Origin of the sequence: Deinococcus aestuarii (assembly GCF_018863415.1) — a bacterium.
Lineage (GTDB): Bacteria > Deinococcota > Deinococci > Deinococcales > Deinococcaceae > Deinococcus > Deinococcus aestuarii.
This window is the reverse complement of sequence record NZ_JAHKSN010000002.1, coordinates 236164-256758: the sequence shown is the minus strand read 5'-3', so window position 1 is coordinate 256758 and position 20595 is coordinate 236164. Positions and strand designations below refer to the sequence as shown.

Sequence of the window (20595 nt, the reverse complement as noted above, 5' to 3'; positions counted from 1 at the left end):
CTACCGCAATCGGTCGTCCTCCGGGTGGACGGCGAAGACGCCACCCCACGGCCGGTAGCGGCTGAGCAGGCGGTCGGTCCTGACCTCGCCGCCCCTCATCTGCACGCGGCGGGTGATCTCCACCCTCATCCCGGAGGCGGGCATGTCGACCCGCCGCGTCTCGCCGGGCGCGAGGCCGGGATCGGCCAGGAAGGTCGGCGGGAGGGCCGCCCGGCGGTCGCTGACACGGGGTTCCGAAACCTGGACCTGCCGGTCGGGGGGGCCGCCGAACAGGTCCACGCGCAGGGTCTCTCTCTTCAGGTCCCACGAAACCTGCATCAGCAGCGGCCCGCCCGTGTCGTTGCGAAAGCGCAGGTTCTTGCTCGGCGCGTACACGGTGGCCTCGAAGCCCACGGGGTCGTAGTAGGCGACCTGATGGGAGTGCGCGTGCCGCTCGACGACCTGGAGCCCGGCCAGGTACGCCGCGCGGAAGACGGTCGTGCTGACCTGGCAGAGGCCGCCGCCGTCCTCCAGGGCCAGGGTGCCGCCCGCGATCACGTAGCCGGGCACGAAGCCGCGCGCCCGGGTGATCGCGCCCGTTCGGGCATTGAAGTCGTAGACGGCGCCCGGCTCCACCCACCCCCCGTGCAACCTGCCGCCTCCGACGCGGACGTTGTGTACCCGGAAGTCCGGGCTGCCCGCGAAGCTCGACTCGCCCGCCGCGAGGTGATGGGTCACCCCCCGTTCCCGCAGCGTACGCACGCTCCGTGCGGGAGGGGTGAGGCCGACCTCGACTTCCACCGTCCGCCCTCCTTCCCGCAGGGCGCCGAGCAGCGCGCGCTCCGTCACGTCCCTCCGGACCTTCCACCCGGTCTGGGCCCGCGCGGTCCAGACGCCGCCCACGTTGCGAAACACCGCGTCGCGCGGCTCCCGAGCGTCGATCCGGGCATACACCGCCTCCAACGCGGCCCCCAGAGGCGCCGACGACCCCCGCTCCCGCACCTGCCTGACCTGCTCCGGGGTGAGGGTCAGGACATAGCTTTTCTGAATGAGGGGCCGCTCGACTTTCCCGCCCCGCAGGACGGGCTCGGGGGCGCTGACCTGAAGGGTGAGCGGCAGGGGAGGGGCCGGGCGCGGCGGTCGGCCCGTCGCCGGGGCCAGGCCCGTCGAGCCCACGGCACCCGCCACCCCACTCAGCAGCAGGAGCCGCAGCGTGAGTCCGAAGGGGAACGGGTCCCGGCGGGCAGGGCTGGTCACGGATTCGGCCTCCTGTTCATCTTCCTAGACGAAAGGGGAAACAGGCAAGGCGCACCTGCTTCCCCCCGCCTGACCTCCCCTGGCCCTAACTGGGCGGCAGCAGCACCGTGTCGATCACGTGGATCACGCCGTTGCTCGCGGGCACGTCGGCCTGGGTCACGGTCGCGTCGTTGATCCGCACCGTGCCGCCGCTCGCGCTGACCGTGAGCGTGCCGCCCTGCGCGGTCGTCGCGCTGCTCAGCCCGGCCACCTGCGCCGAGGTCACCCGCCCCGGCACGACGTGATAGAGCAGCACGGCCCGGAGCTGCGCGGGATTGTTCAGCAGGGCCTGAAGCTGATCGGCGGGCACCTTGGCGAACGCCGCGTTCGTCGGCGCGAAAACCGTAAACGGCCCGGGCCCCGCCAGGGTCTGCGTCAGCCCCGCCGCCTGCACCGCCGAGAGCAGCGTGCTGAAGTTGGGATCGTTCGACACCACCGCCGCGATGGTATTTCCGGCTGGCACATTGGCGCCGCCGCCCGCTGTGGCGGTCCCTGAAAGAAGAAGGGCGGCGCTCATTGCTACGAGACGCGTTCTCATGGGTTCCTCCCCGAACACGAGAGAAGGGGGTCGCCGTCATGAAGGCCCACACCTTCATTTCCTAGAACGGCCCGTCAGACACCCGAGTTTCGCCCCTCTTTCGTTGCTGATCAGCGTAAGAAGAAAGGTGACCAGAATAGGTATCTGTCCGTACAGTTGCGCTTGAGCGGAAAGCCCGCTTCCTTTCATGGACATCATGGGTGGGTGATGAGTCGTGAGGTGGCTGGGGAAGGGGGCGTGTGGAGGATCAGGCGTTCAGCCGCCGTCCAGCGCCAGATCGCCCGTGTTCCCCTCGATGATGGGAGGGACTTCGAACCTTACCGCGAAGGGTTGGCCGATGTTTCCAAGGAGGTTCGTTCCCCGCTCGAAAGCGCATTCCCTGATCTCGACAAGACCGTGAAACCAGTTGTCGAAGAAGTTGACGAAGCCCCGGAAAGTGCAGCCCGCCAACCGGAAACGGACGGAAGGTTCGTTGTGGCCGCCGCACTCGAAAGAGACCTCGGTGAGGAAGGTGCAATTGATGAACTCCGCCCCTCGCAAGAAGTAGGCGGCGTAAAAGTTGGCGGTTCGAAACGTGCAGTCCTCGAACACCACGGGGGCAGAGAACTGGAGCAGGAGGGCGCTCAGCCCCTCCAGATGGCAGCGCCTGAGGAGAACAGGGACGCTGGTCTTGTCCTCACTGAGCTGACGCAGCCGCACTTCGTCCGCAATGGTCGCGTCCTCGATGGGGCGTCCCTCCCCGAGCTGGGCGAGCGCGTCCTCAGCGGTCAACACGCGCCTCACGCCCTGTCCTCCCCCTCCCCGTGCGCCTCCCGCAGCTTGCGCCACCGCTCGGCCACCCGCGCCTCCCAGCCCTCGCCCGTGGGTTCGTAGAGGTCGAGCCGCACGCCGTCGGGGAGGTAGTTCTGCCGGAAGCTGCCCTCGGGGTTGTCGAAGTAGTAGGCGTAGCCGGTGCCGTACCCCTGTTGCCGCATCAGGGCGGTGGGCGCGTTGCGCAGGTGCAGCGGCACGGGCAGTGTCTCGCTCTCCCGCACGGCGTCCAGAGCCTTTTTCCAGGCCACGTACACGGAGTTGCTCTTGGGGGCCAGGGCGAGGTACACGACCGCCTGCGCGAGCGCGAGGTCCCCCTCCGGGCTGCCCAGGAATTCCGCCGTGTCGCGGGCGGCGACGGCCAGCCTGAGCGCCTGCGGGTCGGCCAGCCCGATGTCCTCGGCGGCCATGCGGACGATGCGGCGGGCGACGTACAGGGTGTCCGCGCCGCCCTCGATCATCCGGGCGAGCCAGTAGAGCGAAGCGTCCACGTGGTTGCCCCGCACGCTCTTGTGCAGCGCCGAGATCAGGTTGTAGAAGTCCTCCCCGTTCTTGTCCATCGCCGGGAGGTGGCGCCCGAACGCCTCGCGCGCCGCCGCCTCGGTGACGGGCTCGGCGAGGGTGGAGGCGACCTCCAGCGTGCTCAGCGCCCGCCGCGCGTCCCCGTCGGCCAGCCGGGCGATCAGGTCGAGGGCCCCCGGCTCGGCGCTCACCCCCGGCAGCCCGCGCGGGTCCGAGAGCGCCCGCCCCAGCAGGCCGCGCAGGTCCTCTTGCGTCAGGGCTTCGAGCACCAGCGTCCGCGCCCGGGAGCGCAGGGCCGGGTTGACCTCGAAGCTCGGGTTCTCGGTCGTCGCGCCGATCAGGGTGAGCAGGCCGGATTCGACGTGGGGAAGCAGGGCGTCTTGCTGCGCCTTGTTGAAGCGGTGGATTTCGTCGAGGAAGAGGATGGTCCGCTGGCCCCGGCCCCGCACCCGCTCGGCCTCCGTCACCGCCTCGCGCACGTCCTTCACGCCCGCCGTCACTGCGGAAAGGGGGATGAAGTGGGCGCCCACTTCCCCGGCGATCAGCCGCGCCAGCGTCGTCTTGCCCACGCCCGGCGGCCCCCAGAGGATCAGCGAGCCCAGCCGCCCGGAGTCCAGCACCCGGGTCAGCGGTTTGCCCGGCCCGAGCAGGTGCGTCTGCCCCACGACCTCCGCCACGGAGCGCGGGCGCAGGCGTTCGGCCAGGGGAGCGGGCGGGTCGAAGAGGGTCACGGGGGGAGGATAGCGGGGGTGGGGAGGGGCAAGGGGGAAGGCCGCCAGCTTCGGACCCCCGGCTGCCGCGCCGCCCACGGCCGCGGGCCTTATCCTCCCCTTATGGACATCGCCGAGCGCTATATCCGCCTCGCCCACGCCATCGACGCGCACCGGGAGGGCTTCGTGGACGGGTACGGCGGGCCGCAGGACTGGGCCGACCGTACCCGGCGCGACCCCGCCGAACTGCGCGCCTGGGCCGGGGCCCTGTTGGAAGGGGTGGAGGGCGTGGAGGACGATGCGCGCCGGGCCTTCCTGACCGTGCAGGCGCGGGCGCTGGACACCATGACGCGGCTGATCGCAGGAGAGGTGCTGCCCTACGCGGACGAGGTGCGGGGGCTGTTCGACATCGAGCCCAGGCGGGCGGAGGTGGAGAACCTGGAGCGGGCGCTATCGGCACTCGACGCTGCCCTGCCCGGCTCAGGCTCCCTGATCGAGCGAGAGGAGGCGCTGCGTTCGCGGGTGGCAATTCCTAGAGACGACATCCTGAGGGTGGCCGGGCCCATCCTCTCGCAGCTCCGCGAGCGCACGCGGGAACGTTTCGGCCTCCCCGGCGGCGAGAACTTCACCATCGGCCTCGTCCAGGACAAGCCGTGGTCGGGGTACAACTGGCCGCTCGGCAATCTCCAGAGCCGCATCGACCTCAACACCGACCTCCCCGTGCTGCTGCCGAACCTGCCCGACCTCCTCGCCCACGAGGGCTACCCCGGCCACCACACCGAACACGCGACGAAGGAGGCGCGGCTGGTCAGGGAACGCGGCTGGCTCGAACACTCCATCCAACTCCTGAACGCCCCCGAGTGCGTGGTCAGCGAGGGCATCGCCACGAACGCCCTTCGCGCCCTGATGGACCGGGGAGAGGTGGAGGCGTGGCTGACGGGCGAACTGGCGGGGGTGGCGGGCCTGGACCCGGACGACGTGACCGCCTTCCTGGACGCCAGCCGCGCCCGTGAGGGACTGAAGGGCGTGAGCGGCACGGCGGCGCTGATGCTGTACGAGGACGGGGCGACCGAGGCCGAGGTGCTCGACTTCCTGCGGCGCTACGGCCCCGCGAACGAGGGGAGGGCCCGCCAGAGCCTGCGCTTCATCTCGCAGCCCACCTTCCGGGCGTACATCTTCACCTACAGCGTGGGCGGCGACCTCGTGAAAGGGGTGCTGGACCGCGAGGGCACGCCGGGCTTTGCGCGATTGCTGAGGGAACCCGTCACGCCGGGACAACTGCGGGAAGGGACGCCGGACGCGGCACAATGACGGAATGGACCTTCAGGCGCAGATCGAACACGCGGACTTCCCCGAGGGCGCCCAGGTTCACACCTTCACCGAGGGGCCGGGGCGTGTCTTCCGAGTCACCGATTCGGGCGAACGCGGCTTTGAAATCCTCCTGACCGACGACGCCGTGAGGATGTACGGCGAGGGCCCGACGGTGGCGCTGGTCCTGGGGCGCCTGCGCGAGCGGGCCGGGGAGGGGCTGCCCCCCGCCCGCGCTCCCGGCGAGTACGAGCGGCAGGTCTTCGTGGGGGACTGAAGGGGGCGGTACGCAGTGCGCGGGACGCGGGAACGGCTCACTTCTCCTGCGTCCCGCGCACCGCTTCCCGCGAACCTCCCCCGAACACGTCCGCGAGGGCCGCCCGCGCCGCCCAGTATCCGGGCATTCCGTGAATGCCGCCGCCGGGGGGCGTGGAACTGCTGCACAGGTACATCCCGGGCACGGGCGTGCGGTAGGGGGTCGGGGTGGGCACGGGCCGGGCGAGCAGTCCCCACAGGTCGCCCCGCCCGCCGTTCACGTCGCCTCCCCGATACACCGGGCTGAACGCCTCCAGTTGCCGTGCGTTGGTGAGCTTGCGCGCGAGGATCAGGTCCCGAAAGCCGGGGGCCGCCCGCTCGATCTGCGCCTCGACCGCCTCCGCGTAACTGTCCGACGTGCCGGGCGGCGTGTGGGCGTAGGCCCAGAAGGTGTGTCCGTCCGTCGGCGCCCGCGTGCGGTCGAAGAGAGTGTGCTGCGCGGCGAGGATGTAGGGTCGTTCCGGTGCCCGGCCCCGCGCCACGCTCGCCTCGGCTGAAACGATGTCCTCCAACGTGCCGCCCAGATGCACGGTTCCCGCCCGCGCCAGCGCCGGGTCACGCCAGGGGACGGGCCCGCCCAGCGCGTAGTCGAGTTTGAGGATGCCCGGGCCGTAACGGTAACGCCGCACCCAGGCGCGGTAGGCGGGCGTGGCCCGGTCCCCCAGCAGGCCCAGCAGCATGCCGGGGCTGGAGTCCACGAGGACGGCGCGGGCGGGCGGCACATCCCGCATGGAGCGCACCTCCACCCCCGTCTCGATCTCGCCGCCCAGAAATTTCAGGTAGGCGGCGAGGGCGTCCGCGAGGCTCTGCGCCCCCCCACGTGGAAAGGGCCACCCCACCGCGTGCGCCAGCGTGCCGAGCAGGAGGGCCGCCGCCCCCGTCCCCGGCGTGGAGAGGGGCAGGTTGACGTGGGCCGCCAGCCCTGCCCAGGCCGCCCGGGCTTCGGGGGTTCGCAGGAGCCGCGCCGTCAGGGTCGAGGGGGGCACGCCCCGCAGCCCGAAGCGGGCGAGCGTGAAGGGGTGCTTGGGAAGCCGGGGCAGGGGCCTGAGCACATCCTCCAGTACCCCCTCCCAATTCGCCACCAAGGGCCCGAACAGCGCCCGCCATGCCCCCTCGTCCTTCCCGAAACTGGCCGCCGCCCTCTCCAACTCGCGCTCCACGACTACGCCCGTCCCGTCCGGCATGACGTGGGCGTAGGGGGCGTCCGGCCACACCCACTCCAGCCCGAAGGCGTGCAGGGGCCAGTCCCGGAAGGCGGGCGAGGCGTAGCCCAGCGGGTGAATCGCGCTGCCCACGTCGTGGATGAAGCCCGGCAGGGTGAGGGGGGCGCTGCTCAGCCCGCCGCCCACCCCCGCGTGCCGCTCCAGCACCCTGACCCGCAGCCCCGCCCGCGCGAGCGTGACCGCCGCCGCCAGCCCGTTCGGCCCCGCCCCCACGACCACCGCGTCCAGCCTCCCGGAAGGCGTCATGGAGTCAGGGTAAGGGGAGGAAGTGGGCAGAGAAAGCGGCGGACGGGCCGTTCTCCGTCCACCGCGCACTGCCTGAAGGCCTACCGCTCCGGCAGCCAGCGCCGCAGCAGCCGGGGCACCCCCTCCGCCGCGACGACCACCAGCAGCGCGTACCGCAGCCCCCGCACGAGGCCGATGTCCCGGATGCCCTGCGGCAGCAGCGCCAGCCCGAAGAACACGGCGAAGACGATCAGCAGCCCGACCACGCCGACGATCACCCGTCCCGCCACGTCACGCGGGGGGGCGAAGGTGGGGCGCACGAACCAGAATCCGGCCAGGAGCCCCAGCGCCGTGCCGTATTCGCGCGGCGTTCCGGCGGGCAGGAGGGCGGTGAGGGCGAGGAAGATCAGGGGAATCAGCCACCGCAGCGCCCCCTCCTGCGGGAAGAAGCCCCGCACGGCGAGCGCCGCGAAGATCACGCCCAGCAGCAGGCCGACGATCACGTCGATGGCATAGTGGACGTTGAGCGCGAGCCGCGAGCCGGAGATCAGCGCGATCAGCACGAGGGCGAGAATCCACACCCCTCTGCGCCCCACCTGCGCCGCGATTCCGCCCCACAGGGTCGCCGCCATCTGCGCATGCCCGCTGGGCAGGCCGGGCCCCCCCGCCGTCCTCCGCGCCGCTTCGCTCGCCAGGCCGGGATCGTTCGTGAAGGGGCGTCCCAGGTCGAAGCCGAACTTCAGCGCCGTGTTCACGAGGTAGGAGAGGGCGAAGGCAACGCCCAGGTCGCGGCCCCCGCGCGGGTTGACCAGCCAGGTGTACAGGGCGAGCGCCACGATGAACACCTCGTCGCGCCCCAGGTTCGTGACGGCCAGCCAGAAGGGTTCCATGACGGATATTGTGACGCTTCCCCCGTTTGATGGTGCGGGCGGGGGTGCGGTCTACACTGGGGGCATGACCGTCCAGACCCACGGCGTGCCCCACGCGGCGCGGCACAACTCCGAGTACGCGCTGGAGTTGCGCGGCATCACCAAACGCTTTCCGCTGGTGCTCGCCAACGACAACATCAGCATGGCGGTGCGCTGGGGTTCGGTGCACGCCCTGTGCGGCGAGAACGGCGCGGGCAAGAGCACCCTGATGAAGATCGTCTACGGCGCCCAGCCGCCCACCTCCGGCGAGATCGTCGTGGACGGCGAGGTCGTGAACTTCACCGACCCCGCCCAGGCCATCTCGCGCGGCATCGGCATGGTCTTTCAGCACTTCATGCTCGTGGATACCCTCAGCGTCACCGAGAACGTGATTCTGGGCGCCGAGCCCCGCGCCGGCACCTCCATCGACTACGCGGGGGCGCGGCGGCGGGTGGCCGAACTCATCAAGCAGTTCAACTTCGACCTGCGGCCCGACGCGCTCGTGGGAGACCTTCCCGTCGGCCTCCAGCAGAAGGTCGAGATTCTCAAGACGCTCTACCGCGGCGCCCGCATCCTGATCCTCGACGAGCCCACCGCCGTCCTCACGCCGAGCGAGACGGACGAGCTGTTCGATTTCCTCAAAAACCAGTACGCGGCGAGCGGCAATGCGGTGATCTTTATCAGCCACAAGCTCCACGAGGTGCTGCACATCAGCGACACCATCAGCGTGATCCGCGACGGCAAGATGATCGGCACCATCCCCGCCCAGGGCGCCACCACCGAGACCCTCGCCCGGATGATGGTGGGCCGCGATGTGAGCCTCAAGGTGCAGAAAGCCCCCGCCCAGCCGGGCCCGGTCGCCCTCGACGTGCGGAACGTGACCGTGAAGGGCGCGCACGGCAACGCGGTCGATGGCGTCTCCTTCCAGGTGCGGGCGGGCGAGATCGTCGGCATCGCGGGGGTGGAGGGCAACGGCCAGAGCGAACTCGTGGAGGCGATCACGGGGCTCACACCGGTGGGCTCGGGCGAGATCACCTATCTGGGCAAACACGCGCGGGGCGTGCGCGAGGTCGAGGAGAGCGGCCTGTCGCACATCCCGGAAGACCGCAACGAGCGCGGGCTGGTGCTCGACATGACGACCGCCGAGAATTACATCCTGGGCGAGCACGACCGTCCCCCCTTCGCCGGGCCGCTGGGGTTTCTCAACCTCGACAAGATCAACGAGACGGCCCGCGAACTCAGCGAGCGGTATGACGTGCGCCCGCGCAGCGCCAGCCTCCAGGCGGGGCGCTACAGCGGCGGCAACGCGCAAAAGATCATCGTCGCCCGCGAGATGCGCAAGGGGCCCAAGATTCTGGTCGCCTCGCAGCCCACGCGTGGGGTGGACATCGGCGCCATCGAGTTCATCCACGGCCGCATCGTGGAGGCGCGCGACCAGGGCCTCGCGGTGCTGCTGATCAGCGCCGATCTCGGGGAGGTCATGAACCTCGCCGACCGCATCCTCGTGATGTACGAGGGCCGCGTCGTGGGCGAGGTGGACGCCGCGACCGCCACGGAGACGCAACTCGGGCTGCTGATGACGGGCAGCGGGAACACGAGCGGGCGCAGCGGTGAGGTCAGCGAGACGCAGCAGACGGGCGAACGCTGAACGGGGGAGGAAAAAGGACGGAGGCCGCCTCGCTGTGGGGCGGCCTCGTTGCCTGGGGAGGGGCGGTTTAGACGTCCTCGTTGGTGGTGCGGACAACCGTGCAGCTCGGGTAGACCTCGACGTTGCCGTTGGCGATCAGGCGGCTGTTGAAGCTGTACGTGGCGCTCCCGGTGTTGACGCTCAGGGCCGCGTGGAAGCTGCCCGCCTGCTGGCTGGTGGCGGAGACGACCTTCACCTTGTCCCGCACAGGGCTCACGATGATGGACTGGGGCAGGAAGCCGCCCGTTGCGGGGTTGGCGTCGAAGGTCAGGCGGTAGCTGCCGTTGCCGACGGCGGCGAGTTGCTGGCCGGTGGCCTGGGCATTGTAGTTGCCGTCGTACTGGCTGGTGCTGTTGCCACGCAGCCCGACATCGACCGTCTGCACGTTGCCGGACACGTTGAAATAGACCGAGACCTGGGTGCTCGCCACCACGTTGTTCACGTTGTCGCAGGCGACGAAGGGGCCCGTCTCGCTGTTCAGGCGGTATTCCGTCTGAACCGCCGTCACGCGGCCCGACCCGCTTCCGTCCGGCGCGGTCCCACTCCCGCAACTCGCCAGCAACGCGCTCAGGCCGACTGCTCCCAACAGCATCTTTTTCATAGGCCTCACTGTGGCGGCCCAAACTGATTCCGGCGTGATGTGCTCCTTGAAGATTCGTGAGGCGATTACAAATGAGGCGGAGCCCGGGGCGGTCACGCTGCCTCAGGCTCTGCCCCTTGCGGACACGATTTACGCCATCTGCAAGGGACTGCTCAGCCCCGCTGCCTCGGGACTCAGGCGCGGCAGCTCGGGCAACTCGCGGCCCTGCGCGTCCACCACCTTGCCGTAGAGCATGTGTGGGGTGGCGTGTTCGATGCGGACGAGGTGAATGCCCGCGCCCGTCACGCCGATGGCCTTGGGCACCACGGTCGGGTGGTTGCCGCGCGTGTGGCCTTCGAGGAAGCCGGAGTCGTGGGCGTCGCCGCGCAGCAAAACTTCCTGGAGGGTGCCCACCTTCGCCGCGTTCTTGCGCGCACTCCACTCCTTCTGCCTCACGATCAGGCGTTGCAGGCGTTCGGTCTTGACCTCGCGCGGCAGGTCCTGAAAGTGCCGGTAGCTCGGGGTGCCGGGGCGCGGCGAGTAGATGAACATGTACGCGCTGTCGTACCCCACCTCGTCGTAGAGGCTCAGCGTCTCCCCAAAGTCCTCCTCGGTCTCGCCGGGGAAGCCCACGATGAGGTCGGTCGCCAGCACCACGTCCGGCAGATGCTTCTTGATCTCGGCGATGTGCCCGAGGTACTTCTCGCGGGTGTACTCGCGGGCCATGCGGCGCAGCACCCGGTCGGAGCCGCTTTGCACGGGCAGGTGCACGAACTCGCACACGGCGGGCGTCTCGGCCATCGCGGCGGCCACGTCCTCGGTGAAGTTCATGGGGTGGCTCGTCGTGAACTTGACCCGGCGCACGCCGCTTCGCCCCACCATCCGCAGCAGGTCGGCGAAGGAGGGATACCCGGCCAGCCGGGCGCCCTGGTCCACCCCGTAGGCGTTCACGTTCTGCCCGAGCAGCGTGACCTCCTGCACCCCCGCCTGGAGCTGCATGTCCAGCTCGCGCAGGATGGAATCGGGATGGCGGCTCACCTGCGGCCCGCGCGTGGTGGGCACGATGCAGTAGGTGCAGTGGTGGTCGCAGCCGCGCATGATCGTGAGGTGCGCTTGCAGCCTCCCGGCGGGCGGCGGGGGGATGTGGTCGTGCAGCTCGTCCTTGAACTGGAGCCCCCAGAACCGCTCGCTCCCCTCCAAAGCCTTGCCGATATCCAGCAGGCTCCCCGGCCCGAGCAGCACGTCCACCTCGAACTTGCGGGCGATCTGCTGGCCCTCTTCGAGCTGGGCGAGGCAGCCCATCATGCCGACGACGAGGGGCCGCTGGGCCTTCTGCTTGCGCAGGTCGCCGAGGAGGCTCCTCACCTTGTCCACGGGTTTGCCGCGCACCGCGCAGGTGTTGATCAGGACGAAATCCGCCTCGTCCACGCTGCCGACCAGATCGGCGCCAAAGCTCACGAGCTGCGACTCGACGAGGTGCGTGTCGTATTCGTTCATCTGACACCCGTAGGTGATCAGGTGTGCCTTCATGCTGTGCCTCCCGGGCCTGACGGAGGGATTCCGGGGCCCTTGCGACGTGACCGGAGGGACCGGACCACGAACGGGAGGAAGTCTAGCGCCCCGGCTCAGGGCACGGTGGGAACGGGCGTCACGGGCGCAGGGGTGACGGGCGCCTGGGCAGGCATAGCCTCCCCGGTCTGCTTGTCCAGCGTCACGTTGTACCCGAGCAGCTCGCGCCCCAGCAGCACGGTCCTCAGCACGCCGCTGAACTTGTTCCCCTGAATCTGGCCGCGCAGGGTGCCGCGGTACTTGTTGCCCTCCTCGAAAAGACCCACGTCGAGGCCGCCGCCGCCCTGCACCCGCTGGAACTTGCCGCTCACCGCGTAGGCCTTGCGGCTTTCCAGGTTCGTCATCACGCCGCTCGCCTTGCCCTCGCGCTCCTGCACGCTCAGCACGAGGCGGTAGGGCACCCGGCCCGTGCCCCCCACGCCGATGCCCTCGTAGGTACCGTTCACCGCGCGTTCCAGCGGTGTGGTCGGGCTGATGAATGCTCCGAGGGCGCAGCCGGTCAGGGCAGGGAGGAGAACGGCGGGCAGGAGGCGGACCGGGACGTTCGAGACCATGCCGGAGATTATGCGTCGCCTCTGAAGCGGGTCTGACAGGAGAGCTCTCGCCTCACGGGCTGCCCGGTTCCTTCAGCGGGTACGTCGTGCTGTTCACCGCCTGCACGCGCCCCTCCGGCTGGCCGTACGTCGCGTTGATCAATCCCGTGCGGTGCTCGCGAAACCAGTCACGCAGAGGGGCGGAATTGGGGAAGACCTGCGAAGTCAGCACGGCCTCCGCCCGCGTGCTCTGCCCGGCCAGGATCATGTTCGTGTAGTAGCCGCCCAGCCTGGATTTCAGGAGGGTCAGGTCGCGGGCCTCGGGTGAGGGGAGGCCCTGTAGACCGTCTTGCAACTCGCGCAGGAGGCGCGCCGCCTCCTGCGCGGGCACGTAGGCGTAGGCGCGGGTGCGGTCGGCGAGACGCACGCCGTCCCAGCCCAGGACGGTCAGGAGGGCCGGGGTCGCGGCGAAGGGCCAGTCGTAGTAGGCGAGGGTGTTGCTGTAGAGCAGCACCTCTTTCGTGCCGTCGCGGTTCAGGTCGGAAAAGAGGGTCCCGAAGTCGCCCCCGTCGATGATGGCGAGGTTCTCGACCCGGCCCGTGTCCTGGGTGAAGACGTAATTCGTGAAGCAGCAGTGCGCGCCGCCCGAGAAAGCGGTCAGCACGAGTTCGGGGCTCCCGCCGGGGCGCAGGGGTTGCAACTCGGCCCTCACGTCCCACCCGCTGACCGTGAGCACGGTGCGGGCGCCGTTCCTGACCACCGCCCGCGCCTGCGCGTCGGCGTCGAGGGTTCCAGCCGGGCGGGGCGTGACCGTCACCGTCATCGGCCCCCACGTCAGCGTCCGGGGTCCCTCTTGCGCGCCCGCGAGGGGAAGGAGGGAGAGCACCACCGTCAGGAACGCTCGCGCCCGGGTCATGCCGTCCATCCTAGTCCTCCAGGGTCAGCGCCAATCCCAGCAGGCGGTCGTCCTCCCCGTGCCTGCCCACGAGCTGCACGCCGACGAAGGGCGCGGAGGTAGGCAGCGCGACGGTCGGGGCGCCGAGCAGGCTGAAGGGCGCGGTGAGGCGCAACACGGCGCGGCGCAGGGGGGTGCGGCCCTCGCGGAGGTCCACGTCCTCCTGCCCGATGAGGGGGGGCGGGGTGGGCACGGCGGGCGCGAGGAGCACGTCATAGCGGGCGAGGAGGGTGTCCAACTGAGCGCGGTAGGCTGCCCGTCGGTCAAAGGCCGTCTCCACCTCCGCCGGAGTCAACGCCTGCCCCTGCCGCAAGAGTCCGAGCGTGAAGGGGGTGAAGCCGGGGTCGCTCTGTTCGAGGGCCTGAGCGTGGACCCGCGCGGCCTCGCTGAGCACGATGGGCGAGTAGGCGTCGAGAACCTCGGGGAATTGCACGTCTTCCAGTCTCGCGCCCAGGCTCTCCAACTGTGCCGCGAAACCCTGTACCGCCTCCCTCACCATGTCGTCCACCCAGCCGTCCGGGAGCCACAGGCCGACCCGCACGCCCGCCCACCCCCGCCGCACGACCTCCCGCCCCGTCAGCGCCCCGTGAACCCGCGCGAGGGTCCGCACGTCCCGGGCGAGCGGTCCCGCGTGGTCGCACGTCCAGCTCAGGGGCAACACGCCCCCCGTGCTCCACGCCGGGTGGTCCTTCGTCGGCTTGTACCCGACAGCGCCACACCACGCCGCCGGAACGCGGATGGAGCCGCCCGTGTCCGTGCCAAGGGCAAAATCGACCTGCCCCAGCGCCACACTCACCGCCGCGCCGCTGCTGCTGCCCCCCGGCACCCGCTCCGGGTCGAAGGGGTGCGTGGTGCCCCCGAAGCCGTTCATGCCCGTGATCCCGAGGGCGATCTCGTGCAGGTGCGTCTTGCCGACCGCCGAGGCGCCCAATTCGAGCAGCCGCCGCACGAGGACGCTTTCGCCCGGATCGGGCACGGGAGCGCGCGTGCTCGCCGTGAGCGGCCACCCCGGCATCCCGTACAGGTCCTTGACGCTGAAGGTGAGCCCCGCGAGCGGCCCGTCCACGGCACCGGCCAGGGGAGAGGCCGGGCGGTACGCCCACGCACGCTGAGGGTCGGAAAAGTCGGGGAGGGTCACACGACCCAGGGTAAAGGGTTCCTGCTGACGGCTGAAAGCTGACCGCTGACTGCTCCCCTCAGAAGGGCAGGATCGCCGCCTGCTGCCATACCCCCTGCGCCAGCGTGAACGGCCCGAAGCTCGGGCGCCCCAGCACGCCGAGGTCGGCGGTGAAGGTGCCGTCCACCCGGTAGGCGACCTGGGTGCCGCGCGCCACCTTCAGGAACGACCCGGCGGTCTGGAGGGTGACGGGAATGCCGAGGTTGGCGTCCTGCACCGTGCTTCCCCGCGCGGGAAGGTTCACGTTCGGCAGGTCCACCCGCCCCACGTCCGCCCCGTCGATGAAGAGCCGGGCGTTGAAGTTGGCGAGGCGCACGGGCACGGGGTTGGGGTTCCCCACCCGCACCCGCAGGGCGAGGTTCGCCTGGGCCGGGCTGCCCCCGCCCGGCAGCGCGAGGCTGGTCAGCCGGACCTGCTCGACCTCGAAGGTGGGCACCTGGATCACCCGCTGGGTCGGGGCGCACGCCCCCAGCAGCGGGACGAGGAGGGGGGTGAGCAAAAGCCGTTTCATGCGCGTCACCTTACCCGCTTCCGCCCCGCCGTGCCTGACGCCCCGCAAACGGGCTACGCTGCCCCCCATGACCAGGATGATGACGGCCCTCGCCCTCGCCGCGCTGTCGGGCGGGGCGGGTGCCCTGAACCTCGACTTCGGTGTGACGTACCGCAGCGGCGGCGCCTCCGTGTGGGACGGCGGGCTCGTGCGCTTCGGCGTGAGCGACATCGCCCTGGGACGGGGCACCCTCGCGGCGGGCGTGTCGAACCGGGCGCTGGAGGTCGGTGTCACGCAGGGCCTCAGCGTCCCCCTGCTCGGGGCCGTGGCGGCGACCGCCGACGCCGCCGTGACCTGGGGCGGAGGCGTGCGGCTGGCCTCGCGGGTGAACGTGACCCTGGGCCCGGTCGCCCTGAATGCGGGCGGCGCCTTTTTCACGGCGGGGGCGACGGCGGTGGACCCCCTCGCCGCGTGGACCCAGGCCCCCACCGACCTCAGGGAACGCGGCGCGAACGCGGACGTGACGGCCCGCTACCGGGTCAGCCGCACCCTGATCGCCGTGGCGGGGGGCGAGTTCGGCGCACAGCCCCAGGCGCTGGCGGGCGTGGAGTGGCGGCGCGACCTCACCCGCCCCCTGCCCCCCGCCGAGGGGGATGACCCGGAGGCCGGGCCCGCGACCGAGCGCACGGGCAGCGTCACCCTGCGGCTGGGTGCGCGAGCAGGCCGGGACGTGCTGGGCCTGGCGGGCGGCGTGAGCTACAGCGCGGAGTCGGGTGTCACGCTCGCCCTCGATGCCCTCGCGGGGACGGGCGCGGGCGGGGCGGCGACCTGGGGTGTGACGGGCAGCCTGAGTGCCCCGGACCTGCTCGGCGAGGGCAGCCTCGCGCAGGTGTACGTCGCCTACGAGCCGTGGCGGACGGCGAGCGCGCCGCTGCGGGTGGGGACGGAGGTGCGGGTGCCCACCGGCAGCGGCACCCTCAGCGTGGACGTGCGGGGGGGGCGGCTTCCCGGTGGCCCGGCGGGGTTCGGGGCGCGGGTGGGCTACACCTTCCCGCTGGGCGGCCCTCCCGAGGAGCCGGGGGAGGAGCCCTGAGCGTGCCCGCGCGGGCGGTAAACCCCCCGTCAGCGTCCGCGCGCCCTTCTCATCGGGGGGGGTGGAAGACTTCCAGGGTGAAGAAAGCCCTCTCCCTGCTGACCCTCGCCGCGCTCGTGTCGGGCGCGGGTGCCCAGACCGCCCAGGACATCCTGAACCGCGTGGACGCCGCCCAGAAGGCCGCCAGGGACGTCACCTTCCGCCTGAGCGGAACGGCCACCCTCGAGACGGCCCCCCAGAAGATCGACCTCACCGTCAAGAGCATCCCCGCCCAGGGGGTCGCCCGGCTGCAATTCACGGCCCCCGACGCCTTCGCCGACAACGTGGTCGTGGCGGACAAGAACGAGATCCGCCAGTACCTCTTCCTGACCAATCAGATCACGGTGACGCCCACGAAAGCCGCCGCCGCGAACTCGGGCCTGGGCGGGCTGGACTTCACCGGCCTTACCAACGCGGCCACGCTGCTGAATACCTACAACGTGCGCCTTCTCGGCACGTCCACCGTGGCGGGCAAGAAGGTCTACCAGCTCGAGGCGACCCCCAAGGGCACCGAGAGCACCGACCGCGCCCGCGTGTGGATCACCGAGGCGGGCTGGCGCCCCACCCGCGTGCAGCTCGTCGGGAGCGGCAACAAGGTTCTCGCCGACCTGAACGTCACGAATTACCGCGTGAACAGCGGCCTGACCGTCTCCGGGCTCAAGACCCTGCCCAAAGACGCCCAGATCATCCGGCAGTAGCAAGAAGGGCGCGGGATGGCAAGGGGGAAGCGGGGACCCGCCTGCTTCCCCCGCTCCCTTTGTCCCCGGTCCCACACGAGGGTCCAGGTCAGACCGGGCAAACACCCCCGCCCAGGTGGCAGGGGTGGTTGGTCGGTGCGCCTGGTGGGGCCGCGGGTCAGCTCAGGACGCGGCGGGCGCCGATGTAGCGGCTGGCCCAGTAGGCGTTGGTGAACAGGGGCTCGATGACGGTGCGGCCCTTGAAGCTGTTCGCGTTCGCCATCAGACCGTCGCCGATGTAGATGCCCACATGGCTGGCGGCGCGCCCGGTGGTGTTGAAAAACACCAGGTCCCCGGCCCGCAGGTTGCGGCGACTCACGCTGGCCCCCATCCGCCACTGGGCGGCGGCGGTGCGCGGCAGCCGGATCCCGAGCTGGGAAAAGACCCGCATCGTGAAACCCGAGCAGTCCAGGCCCCGCCCGCCCGTTCCCCCCAGCGCGTAGCGGATGCCCAGGAAGCGGGTGGCCGCCGTGCGGACGAACGCGTTGCCCCCTCCGGGGGCGGGCTGCTGGACACGGGGCGCCGCAGGAGTGGGCACGGCCGCGACCTTCGGTTGCGCGGGCGCGGCGGGCCGGGCCGGGCGCGCGGTCAGCGGGGCGGCCCCCTCCTCCGCGCCGCCGACCTCCAGCGTCTGGCCGACCTGGAGGGTGGGGCTGGGCAGCCCGTTGAGCTGCATCACCTGCACGGGCTCCATGCCGTACTTCTCGGCGACGCTGTACAGCGTGTCACCGGCCTTGACCGTGTAGGTGGCGGCGAGGGAGGCCCCGCTCGTCAGGGCACCGGCAATCAGGAGGGTTCGGAGCGCATTCATCGACGGGGAGAGTTTAACCCGGCTTTATTTTATTTGCCCTTCATTCTTGGACGAAGGGGCTCTCTTTATGCGCCTATACGGCTTTTATACTCTCTGATCCCTTCATCAGAAACGCGAAAAGATCGGCTCCGGCTCAGTTTTCTCAGGAGTGGGCTCATCGCCCCTCCCCGTGCGGGACTGGCGTCGTAGACGGGCTCGACTGTGTTCCGATTCGGGTTACGAATCTCATGTTCCTCATGATTGGGCCCCGGGCCCCCGGTGGGGTGGGGTAAGGCGGCCCTCACCGATCCCCGGCCTATACTCAGCGCCAGCAGTGCGGCCCCAGCCGACCCTTTCCCGCCGGAGGAGTCATGAAAGAACAGATGACCACCGACCAGCTCTTGCAGGGCCTGAAACATTACCGCCGCATCGCCCGCCAGGACATGCTGCGCGCGCCCGAGACGCCCTATCCGCAGGCCTTTCTCACCCACGCGGAGAGCCGCCGCGAGGTGTACGTCGACCTCAGCACCTATGCCGGGGAGCACGCGCCCGACGAGGTGACCCTCTACGCCCTCGACCTGTACCGGCGCCTGCCCTTCGTGACGGGCACGCCCGAGCCCGAATATCCCGAGATCAAGGGCCGCGAGAATGCCCTGGAAAACTACTTCCTGCTCGTCGGCCTCGACCCCAAGACCCGGCGCGAGGCCCGCAGCAAGCGGCCCAAACTCGGCACCGTCCAGGGCGTTCCCGCCGAGACGAGCGAGACCCCGGCGGCGGGCGGCTGAGACGCCCCACCGCCCCACCCCCAACCGTGCCCCCGTCGCCGCCGCGCCTGCCCGGGCGGCGGTACGCTGTGGCCCATGCTTTCTCGGACTTCGCTGGCGGCAGGCGTGACGGGCGCGGACGTGGCGGCCCTCGGGGCGCTCGAAGCCCGTGCCAAGGGCTGTACCGCCTGCAAGCTGCGCCCCGGCTGCACCCAGGTCGTCGTCGCGGACGGCACCCCGGCGGCGCCCCTCCTGATCGTGGGCGAGGGCCCCGGCGGCGACGAGGACCGGGTGGGCCTGCCCTTTGTGGGCCGCGCCGGGCAACTCCTCGACAAGATTCTGGGGGCCGTGGGGCTCACCCGGCAGGACGCCTACATCACCAACGTCGTGAAGTGCCGCCCGCCCGGCAACCGCACCCCCGAGCCCGACGAGATCGCCGCCTGCACTGGGCTGTGGCTCGGACCGCAACTTTCGCTGCTGCGCCCGCGCGTGATCCTCACCCTGGGGAACACGCCGACCCAGTTCCTGCTGGGCACCCGGCTGGGCATCACCAAGACGCGCGGCATGTGGCACCCCTACCGCCACGACGACGGGGCGGGCGGCGCATACGAGGCCCTCCTCATGCCGATGTTCCACCCCGCCTACCTCCTGCGCCAGGACACCCGTGCCCCCGGTGGTCCCAAGAGCCTGACCTGGCGCGACATCCGCGAGGCCGCCGCCGTGCTGCGCGGCGAGAAGGAGCCGGAGGGGCTGGCGACGGCCCAGCCGAAGCCTGAGAACAGCCAACCTACGTTGTTCTGAGCGGGCTCACCTCCGGGTCGGGTACGCTGGGGCATGGATCAAGGGCGGACGGAAGACGACCGGGCGGCGGCCGTCCTCACGGCGGAGCTGCTGCTGGAGATTCGTGATCTGCTCCGGGACATCCGGTCGAGGCTGGCGGGGGAAGGAGCGGCGGACCTCCCGGGGGTTGACCTCTCCGGGGAATTGCGGCGGGTGCGGGCACGGCTGGAGGAGGCGGACCCACCCGAGTCCCTGCCGGGCGATGTGGTGGCTGCCGAGCCGGAGTCCGACCGCTCGGTGATCTCCGAGAGCTAGTCTAGGGAGCTTGCATTTCTGCCGCTAGACGAGCAAGCTTTCTTTTAGCATATGTCTCCTCTTGAAGAAGCAGAAATTTTGAATTCTGTTGATGAAAAACGACATCGTATTGGTCTTTCTGCCCTTAGTATTCCCGAGCAGGTGCTGACCCTACTAAGTCAAGCACGTTTTAAGTTTGAATTATCAGGATTTAATGAATTTTTCGTGTCGCCACTGACTGCTAATTTAGTTAACGAGACGATCTGGGTCTTCGAGCAGATTGGTGCGTATGAACTTGCACAGAAGCTCCAGTGTCTTGCTAATTTCTATGTGGATGAAGATAGTGACAAAAAGACGCACCACAGCGTAGAATATGAGATTCAGGGCAACCAATTCCTCGACGGGTTAAATAGCCTAGATTTCTATCTATCACGTTACATGGAAACCCATAAGGCCGAGCTTGCGTACAATTGAACGGGAGCCAACATTACGCAAGTTGACCACCAGGCTCTACACTGCCCCCATGCCCAACCTCGAATTCGTTGGACTCGTCAACTCCCTGCAAGCGACCGCCGAGGCCGCCCTCGGGGACCTCAACGCCGCCACTGCCAGCGCCGCCCGCGACGGCCTGCTGGATGAAAGCCGGGCCCGGCAGACCGCCGAACGCTCCCTGCGCCTCCTGACCATGCTCGCCGACAAGACGCGCGGCAACCTCGACTTCACGGAAGCCGAGCTGCTGACGGACGCCATCGGCAGCCTGCGCGCCCGGCTGGGGAACTGAGGGGGTGCGTGCCGTCCTCCAGCGGGTCACGCGGGCCCGCTGCACCGTAGAGGGGCAGGTCACGGGCGAGACCGGCCCCGGTTTGCTGATCCTGCTCGGGGTCGCGCCCGGGGACACGTCCGACACCGCCCGCACCCTCGCCGCCAGGATCGTCAAACTGCGCGTCTTCGGCGACGAGGCCGGGAAGATGAACCGCAGCCTGCTCGACGTGGGGGGCGGGGTGCTCAGCGTCAGCCAGTTCACCCTCTACGCCGACACCCGCCGGGGCACCCGACCGGGCTTCTCCGGGGCCGCCCTACCCGAGCAGGCCCGCGCCCTGTACGCCGAGTTCAACGCCGCCCTGCGGGGGCACGGCGTCCCGGTGGGGGAGGGGGTCTTCGGCGCCCACATGAGCCTCGACCTGACGAACGACGGCCCGGTGACGCTGGTGCTGGACACGGCGGAGGGATAAGTCGTCTTCCCCGAGCCTCCCGGGTGTCGGGTTGAGAGCCC

At 70.2% G+C, this 20595-nt stretch carries 24 protein-coding genes; 11 read left to right on the top strand and 13 right to left on the bottom strand.

The window, feature by feature from the left end; translation table 11 throughout:
- From IC605_RS04345 to IC605_RS04330, 4 genes are all read right to left on the bottom strand, one after another.
- Entirely contained in the window at positions 1-1236 is a 1236-nt protein-coding gene (locus IC605_RS04345; RefSeq protein WP_343216501.1) for a VanW family protein, read from the bottom strand.
- 85 nt (positions 1237-1321) lie between these two features.
- Positions 1322-1708, bottom strand: a complete 387-nt coding sequence (locus IC605_RS04340) for a fasciclin domain-containing protein (protein WP_343216500.1) — start codon at positions 1706-1708, stop codon at positions 1322-1324.
- 360 nt (positions 1709-2068) lie between these two features.
- On the bottom strand, positions 2069-2596 hold the full coding sequence (locus tag IC605_RS04335) for a hypothetical protein (protein ID WP_343216499.1): 528 nt from the start codon (positions 2594-2596) through the stop codon (positions 2069-2071).
- Positions 2593-3876, bottom strand: coding sequence for a replication-associated recombination protein A (locus IC605_RS04330; protein ID WP_216319494.1), 1284 nt, complete (start codon positions 3874-3876; stop codon positions 2593-2595). Before IC605_RS04330 ends, IC605_RS04335 begins: the two co-directional genes overlap by 4 nt.
- Before the next feature lie 102 nt (positions 3877-3978).
- Between IC605_RS04330 and IC605_RS04325 the strand changes: the two genes are divergently transcribed.
- Positions 3979-5166 carry a DUF885 domain-containing protein gene (locus tag IC605_RS04325; RefSeq protein ID WP_216319492.1) on the top strand — a complete coding sequence of 396 codons (1188 nt, stop codon included), beginning with the start codon at positions 3979-3981 and terminating at the stop codon, positions 5164-5166.
- A gap of 4 nt (positions 5167-5170) precedes the next feature.
- Positions 5171-5440, top strand: coding sequence for a hypothetical protein (locus IC605_RS04320; RefSeq protein WP_216319490.1), 270 nt, complete (start codon positions 5171-5173; stop codon positions 5438-5440).
- Between the two features lie 37 nt (positions 5441-5477).
- On the opposite strand, the gene IC605_RS04315 is transcribed toward IC605_RS04320, so the two are convergent.
- A complete protein-coding gene (locus IC605_RS04315) occupies positions 5478-6947 on the bottom strand; it encodes a phytoene desaturase family protein (RefSeq protein WP_216319489.1) in 1470 nt (489 codons plus the stop codon).
- Positions 6948-7027: 80 nt separating this feature from the next.
- On the bottom strand, positions 7028-7816 hold the full coding sequence (locus tag IC605_RS04310; protein ID WP_216319488.1) for a phosphatase PAP2 family protein: 789 nt from the start codon (positions 7814-7816) through the stop codon (positions 7028-7030).
- A gap of 64 nt (positions 7817-7880) precedes the next feature.
- On the opposite strand from IC605_RS04310, the gene IC605_RS04305 reads away from it, so the two are divergent.
- Complete coding sequence (locus IC605_RS04305) at positions 7881-9482, top strand: ABC transporter ATP-binding protein (RefSeq protein WP_216319487.1); 1602 nt, start codon at positions 7881-7883, stop codon at positions 9480-9482.
- Positions 9483-9549: 67 nt separating this feature from the next.
- Here the strand turns inward: IC605_RS04305 and IC605_RS04300 are convergent, their stop codons facing one another.
- From IC605_RS04300 to IC605_RS04275, 6 genes are all read right to left on the bottom strand, one after another.
- Entirely contained in the window at positions 9550-10122 is a 573-nt protein-coding gene (locus IC605_RS04300; protein ID WP_246580378.1) for a hypothetical protein, read from the bottom strand.
- A 129-nt stretch (positions 10123-10251) separates the two neighbouring features.
- On the bottom strand, positions 10252-11631 hold the full coding sequence (gene miaB, locus IC605_RS04295) for a tRNA (N6-isopentenyl adenosine(37)-C2)-methylthiotransferase MiaB (protein WP_216319485.1): 1380 nt from the start codon (positions 11629-11631) through the stop codon (positions 10252-10254).
- A 95-nt stretch (positions 11632-11726) separates the two neighbouring features.
- Positions 11727-12224 (bottom strand): hypothetical protein, encoded by a 498-nt coding sequence (locus tag IC605_RS04290; protein WP_246580377.1) that lies wholly within the window; start codon positions 12222-12224, stop codon positions 11727-11729.
- Positions 12225-12276: 52 nt separating this feature from the next.
- Positions 12277-13119: a hypothetical protein gene (locus tag IC605_RS04285; RefSeq protein WP_216319483.1), complete on the bottom strand. Its 843-nt coding sequence runs from the start codon at positions 13117-13119 to the stop codon at positions 12277-12279.
- A gap of 10 nt (positions 13120-13129) precedes the next feature.
- Entirely contained in the window at positions 13130-14296 is a 1167-nt protein-coding gene (locus IC605_RS04280) for an amidase (protein WP_216319482.1), read from the bottom strand.
- A 58-nt stretch (positions 14297-14354) separates the two neighbouring features.
- Positions 14355-14846 (bottom strand): LEA type 2 family protein, encoded by a 492-nt coding sequence (locus tag IC605_RS04275; protein WP_216319480.1) that lies wholly within the window; start codon positions 14844-14846, stop codon positions 14355-14357.
- Positions 14847-14913: 67 nt separating this feature from the next.
- Between IC605_RS04275 and IC605_RS04270 the strand changes: the two genes are divergently transcribed.
- The gene (locus IC605_RS04270; RefSeq protein WP_246580376.1) at positions 14914-15918 is read left to right on the top strand and encodes a hypothetical protein; all 1005 of its coding nucleotides are present in this window, start codon (positions 14914-14916) and stop codon (positions 15916-15918) included.
- Between the two features lie 77 nt (positions 15919-15995).
- Positions 15996-16655, top strand: coding sequence for an outer membrane lipoprotein carrier protein LolA (locus tag IC605_RS04265; protein ID WP_216319477.1), 660 nt, complete (start codon positions 15996-15998; stop codon positions 16653-16655).
- A 157-nt stretch (positions 16656-16812) separates the two neighbouring features.
- Here the strand turns inward: IC605_RS04265 and IC605_RS04260 are convergent, their stop codons facing one another.
- Positions 16813-17505 carry a C40 family peptidase gene (locus tag IC605_RS04260; protein ID WP_216319474.1) on the bottom strand — a complete coding sequence of 231 codons (693 nt, stop codon included), beginning with the start codon at positions 17503-17505 and terminating at the stop codon, positions 16813-16815.
- A 350-nt stretch (positions 17506-17855) separates the two neighbouring features.
- On the opposite strand from IC605_RS04260, the gene IC605_RS04255 reads away from it, so the two are divergent.
- From IC605_RS04255 to dtd, 6 genes are all read left to right on the top strand, one after another.
- Positions 17856-18269 (top strand): hypothetical protein, encoded by a 414-nt coding sequence (locus tag IC605_RS04255; RefSeq protein ID WP_216319472.1) that lies wholly within the window; start codon positions 17856-17858, stop codon positions 18267-18269.
- A gap of 75 nt (positions 18270-18344) precedes the next feature.
- The gene (locus tag IC605_RS04250; protein ID WP_216319469.1) at positions 18345-19049 is read left to right on the top strand and encodes a uracil-DNA glycosylase; all 705 of its coding nucleotides are present in this window, start codon (positions 18345-18347) and stop codon (positions 19047-19049) included.
- A gap of 33 nt (positions 19050-19082) precedes the next feature.
- Complete coding sequence (locus tag IC605_RS04245) at positions 19083-19343, top strand: hypothetical protein (RefSeq protein ID WP_216319465.1); 261 nt, start codon at positions 19083-19085, stop codon at positions 19341-19343.
- A 51-nt stretch (positions 19344-19394) separates the two neighbouring features.
- Entirely contained in the window at positions 19395-19796 is a 402-nt protein-coding gene (locus IC605_RS04240) for a DMP19 family protein (RefSeq protein ID WP_216319463.1), read from the top strand.
- A 49-nt stretch (positions 19797-19845) separates the two neighbouring features.
- Positions 19846-20103, top strand: a complete 258-nt coding sequence (locus IC605_RS04235; protein WP_216319460.1) for a DUF1844 domain-containing protein — start codon at positions 19846-19848, stop codon at positions 20101-20103.
- A gap of 4 nt (positions 20104-20107) precedes the next feature.
- Positions 20108-20554 carry a D-aminoacyl-tRNA deacylase gene (dtd, locus tag IC605_RS04230; RefSeq protein ID WP_216319457.1) on the top strand — a complete coding sequence of 149 codons (447 nt, stop codon included), beginning with the start codon at positions 20108-20110 and terminating at the stop codon, positions 20552-20554.
- Positions 20555-20595 lie beyond the last annotated feature (41 nt).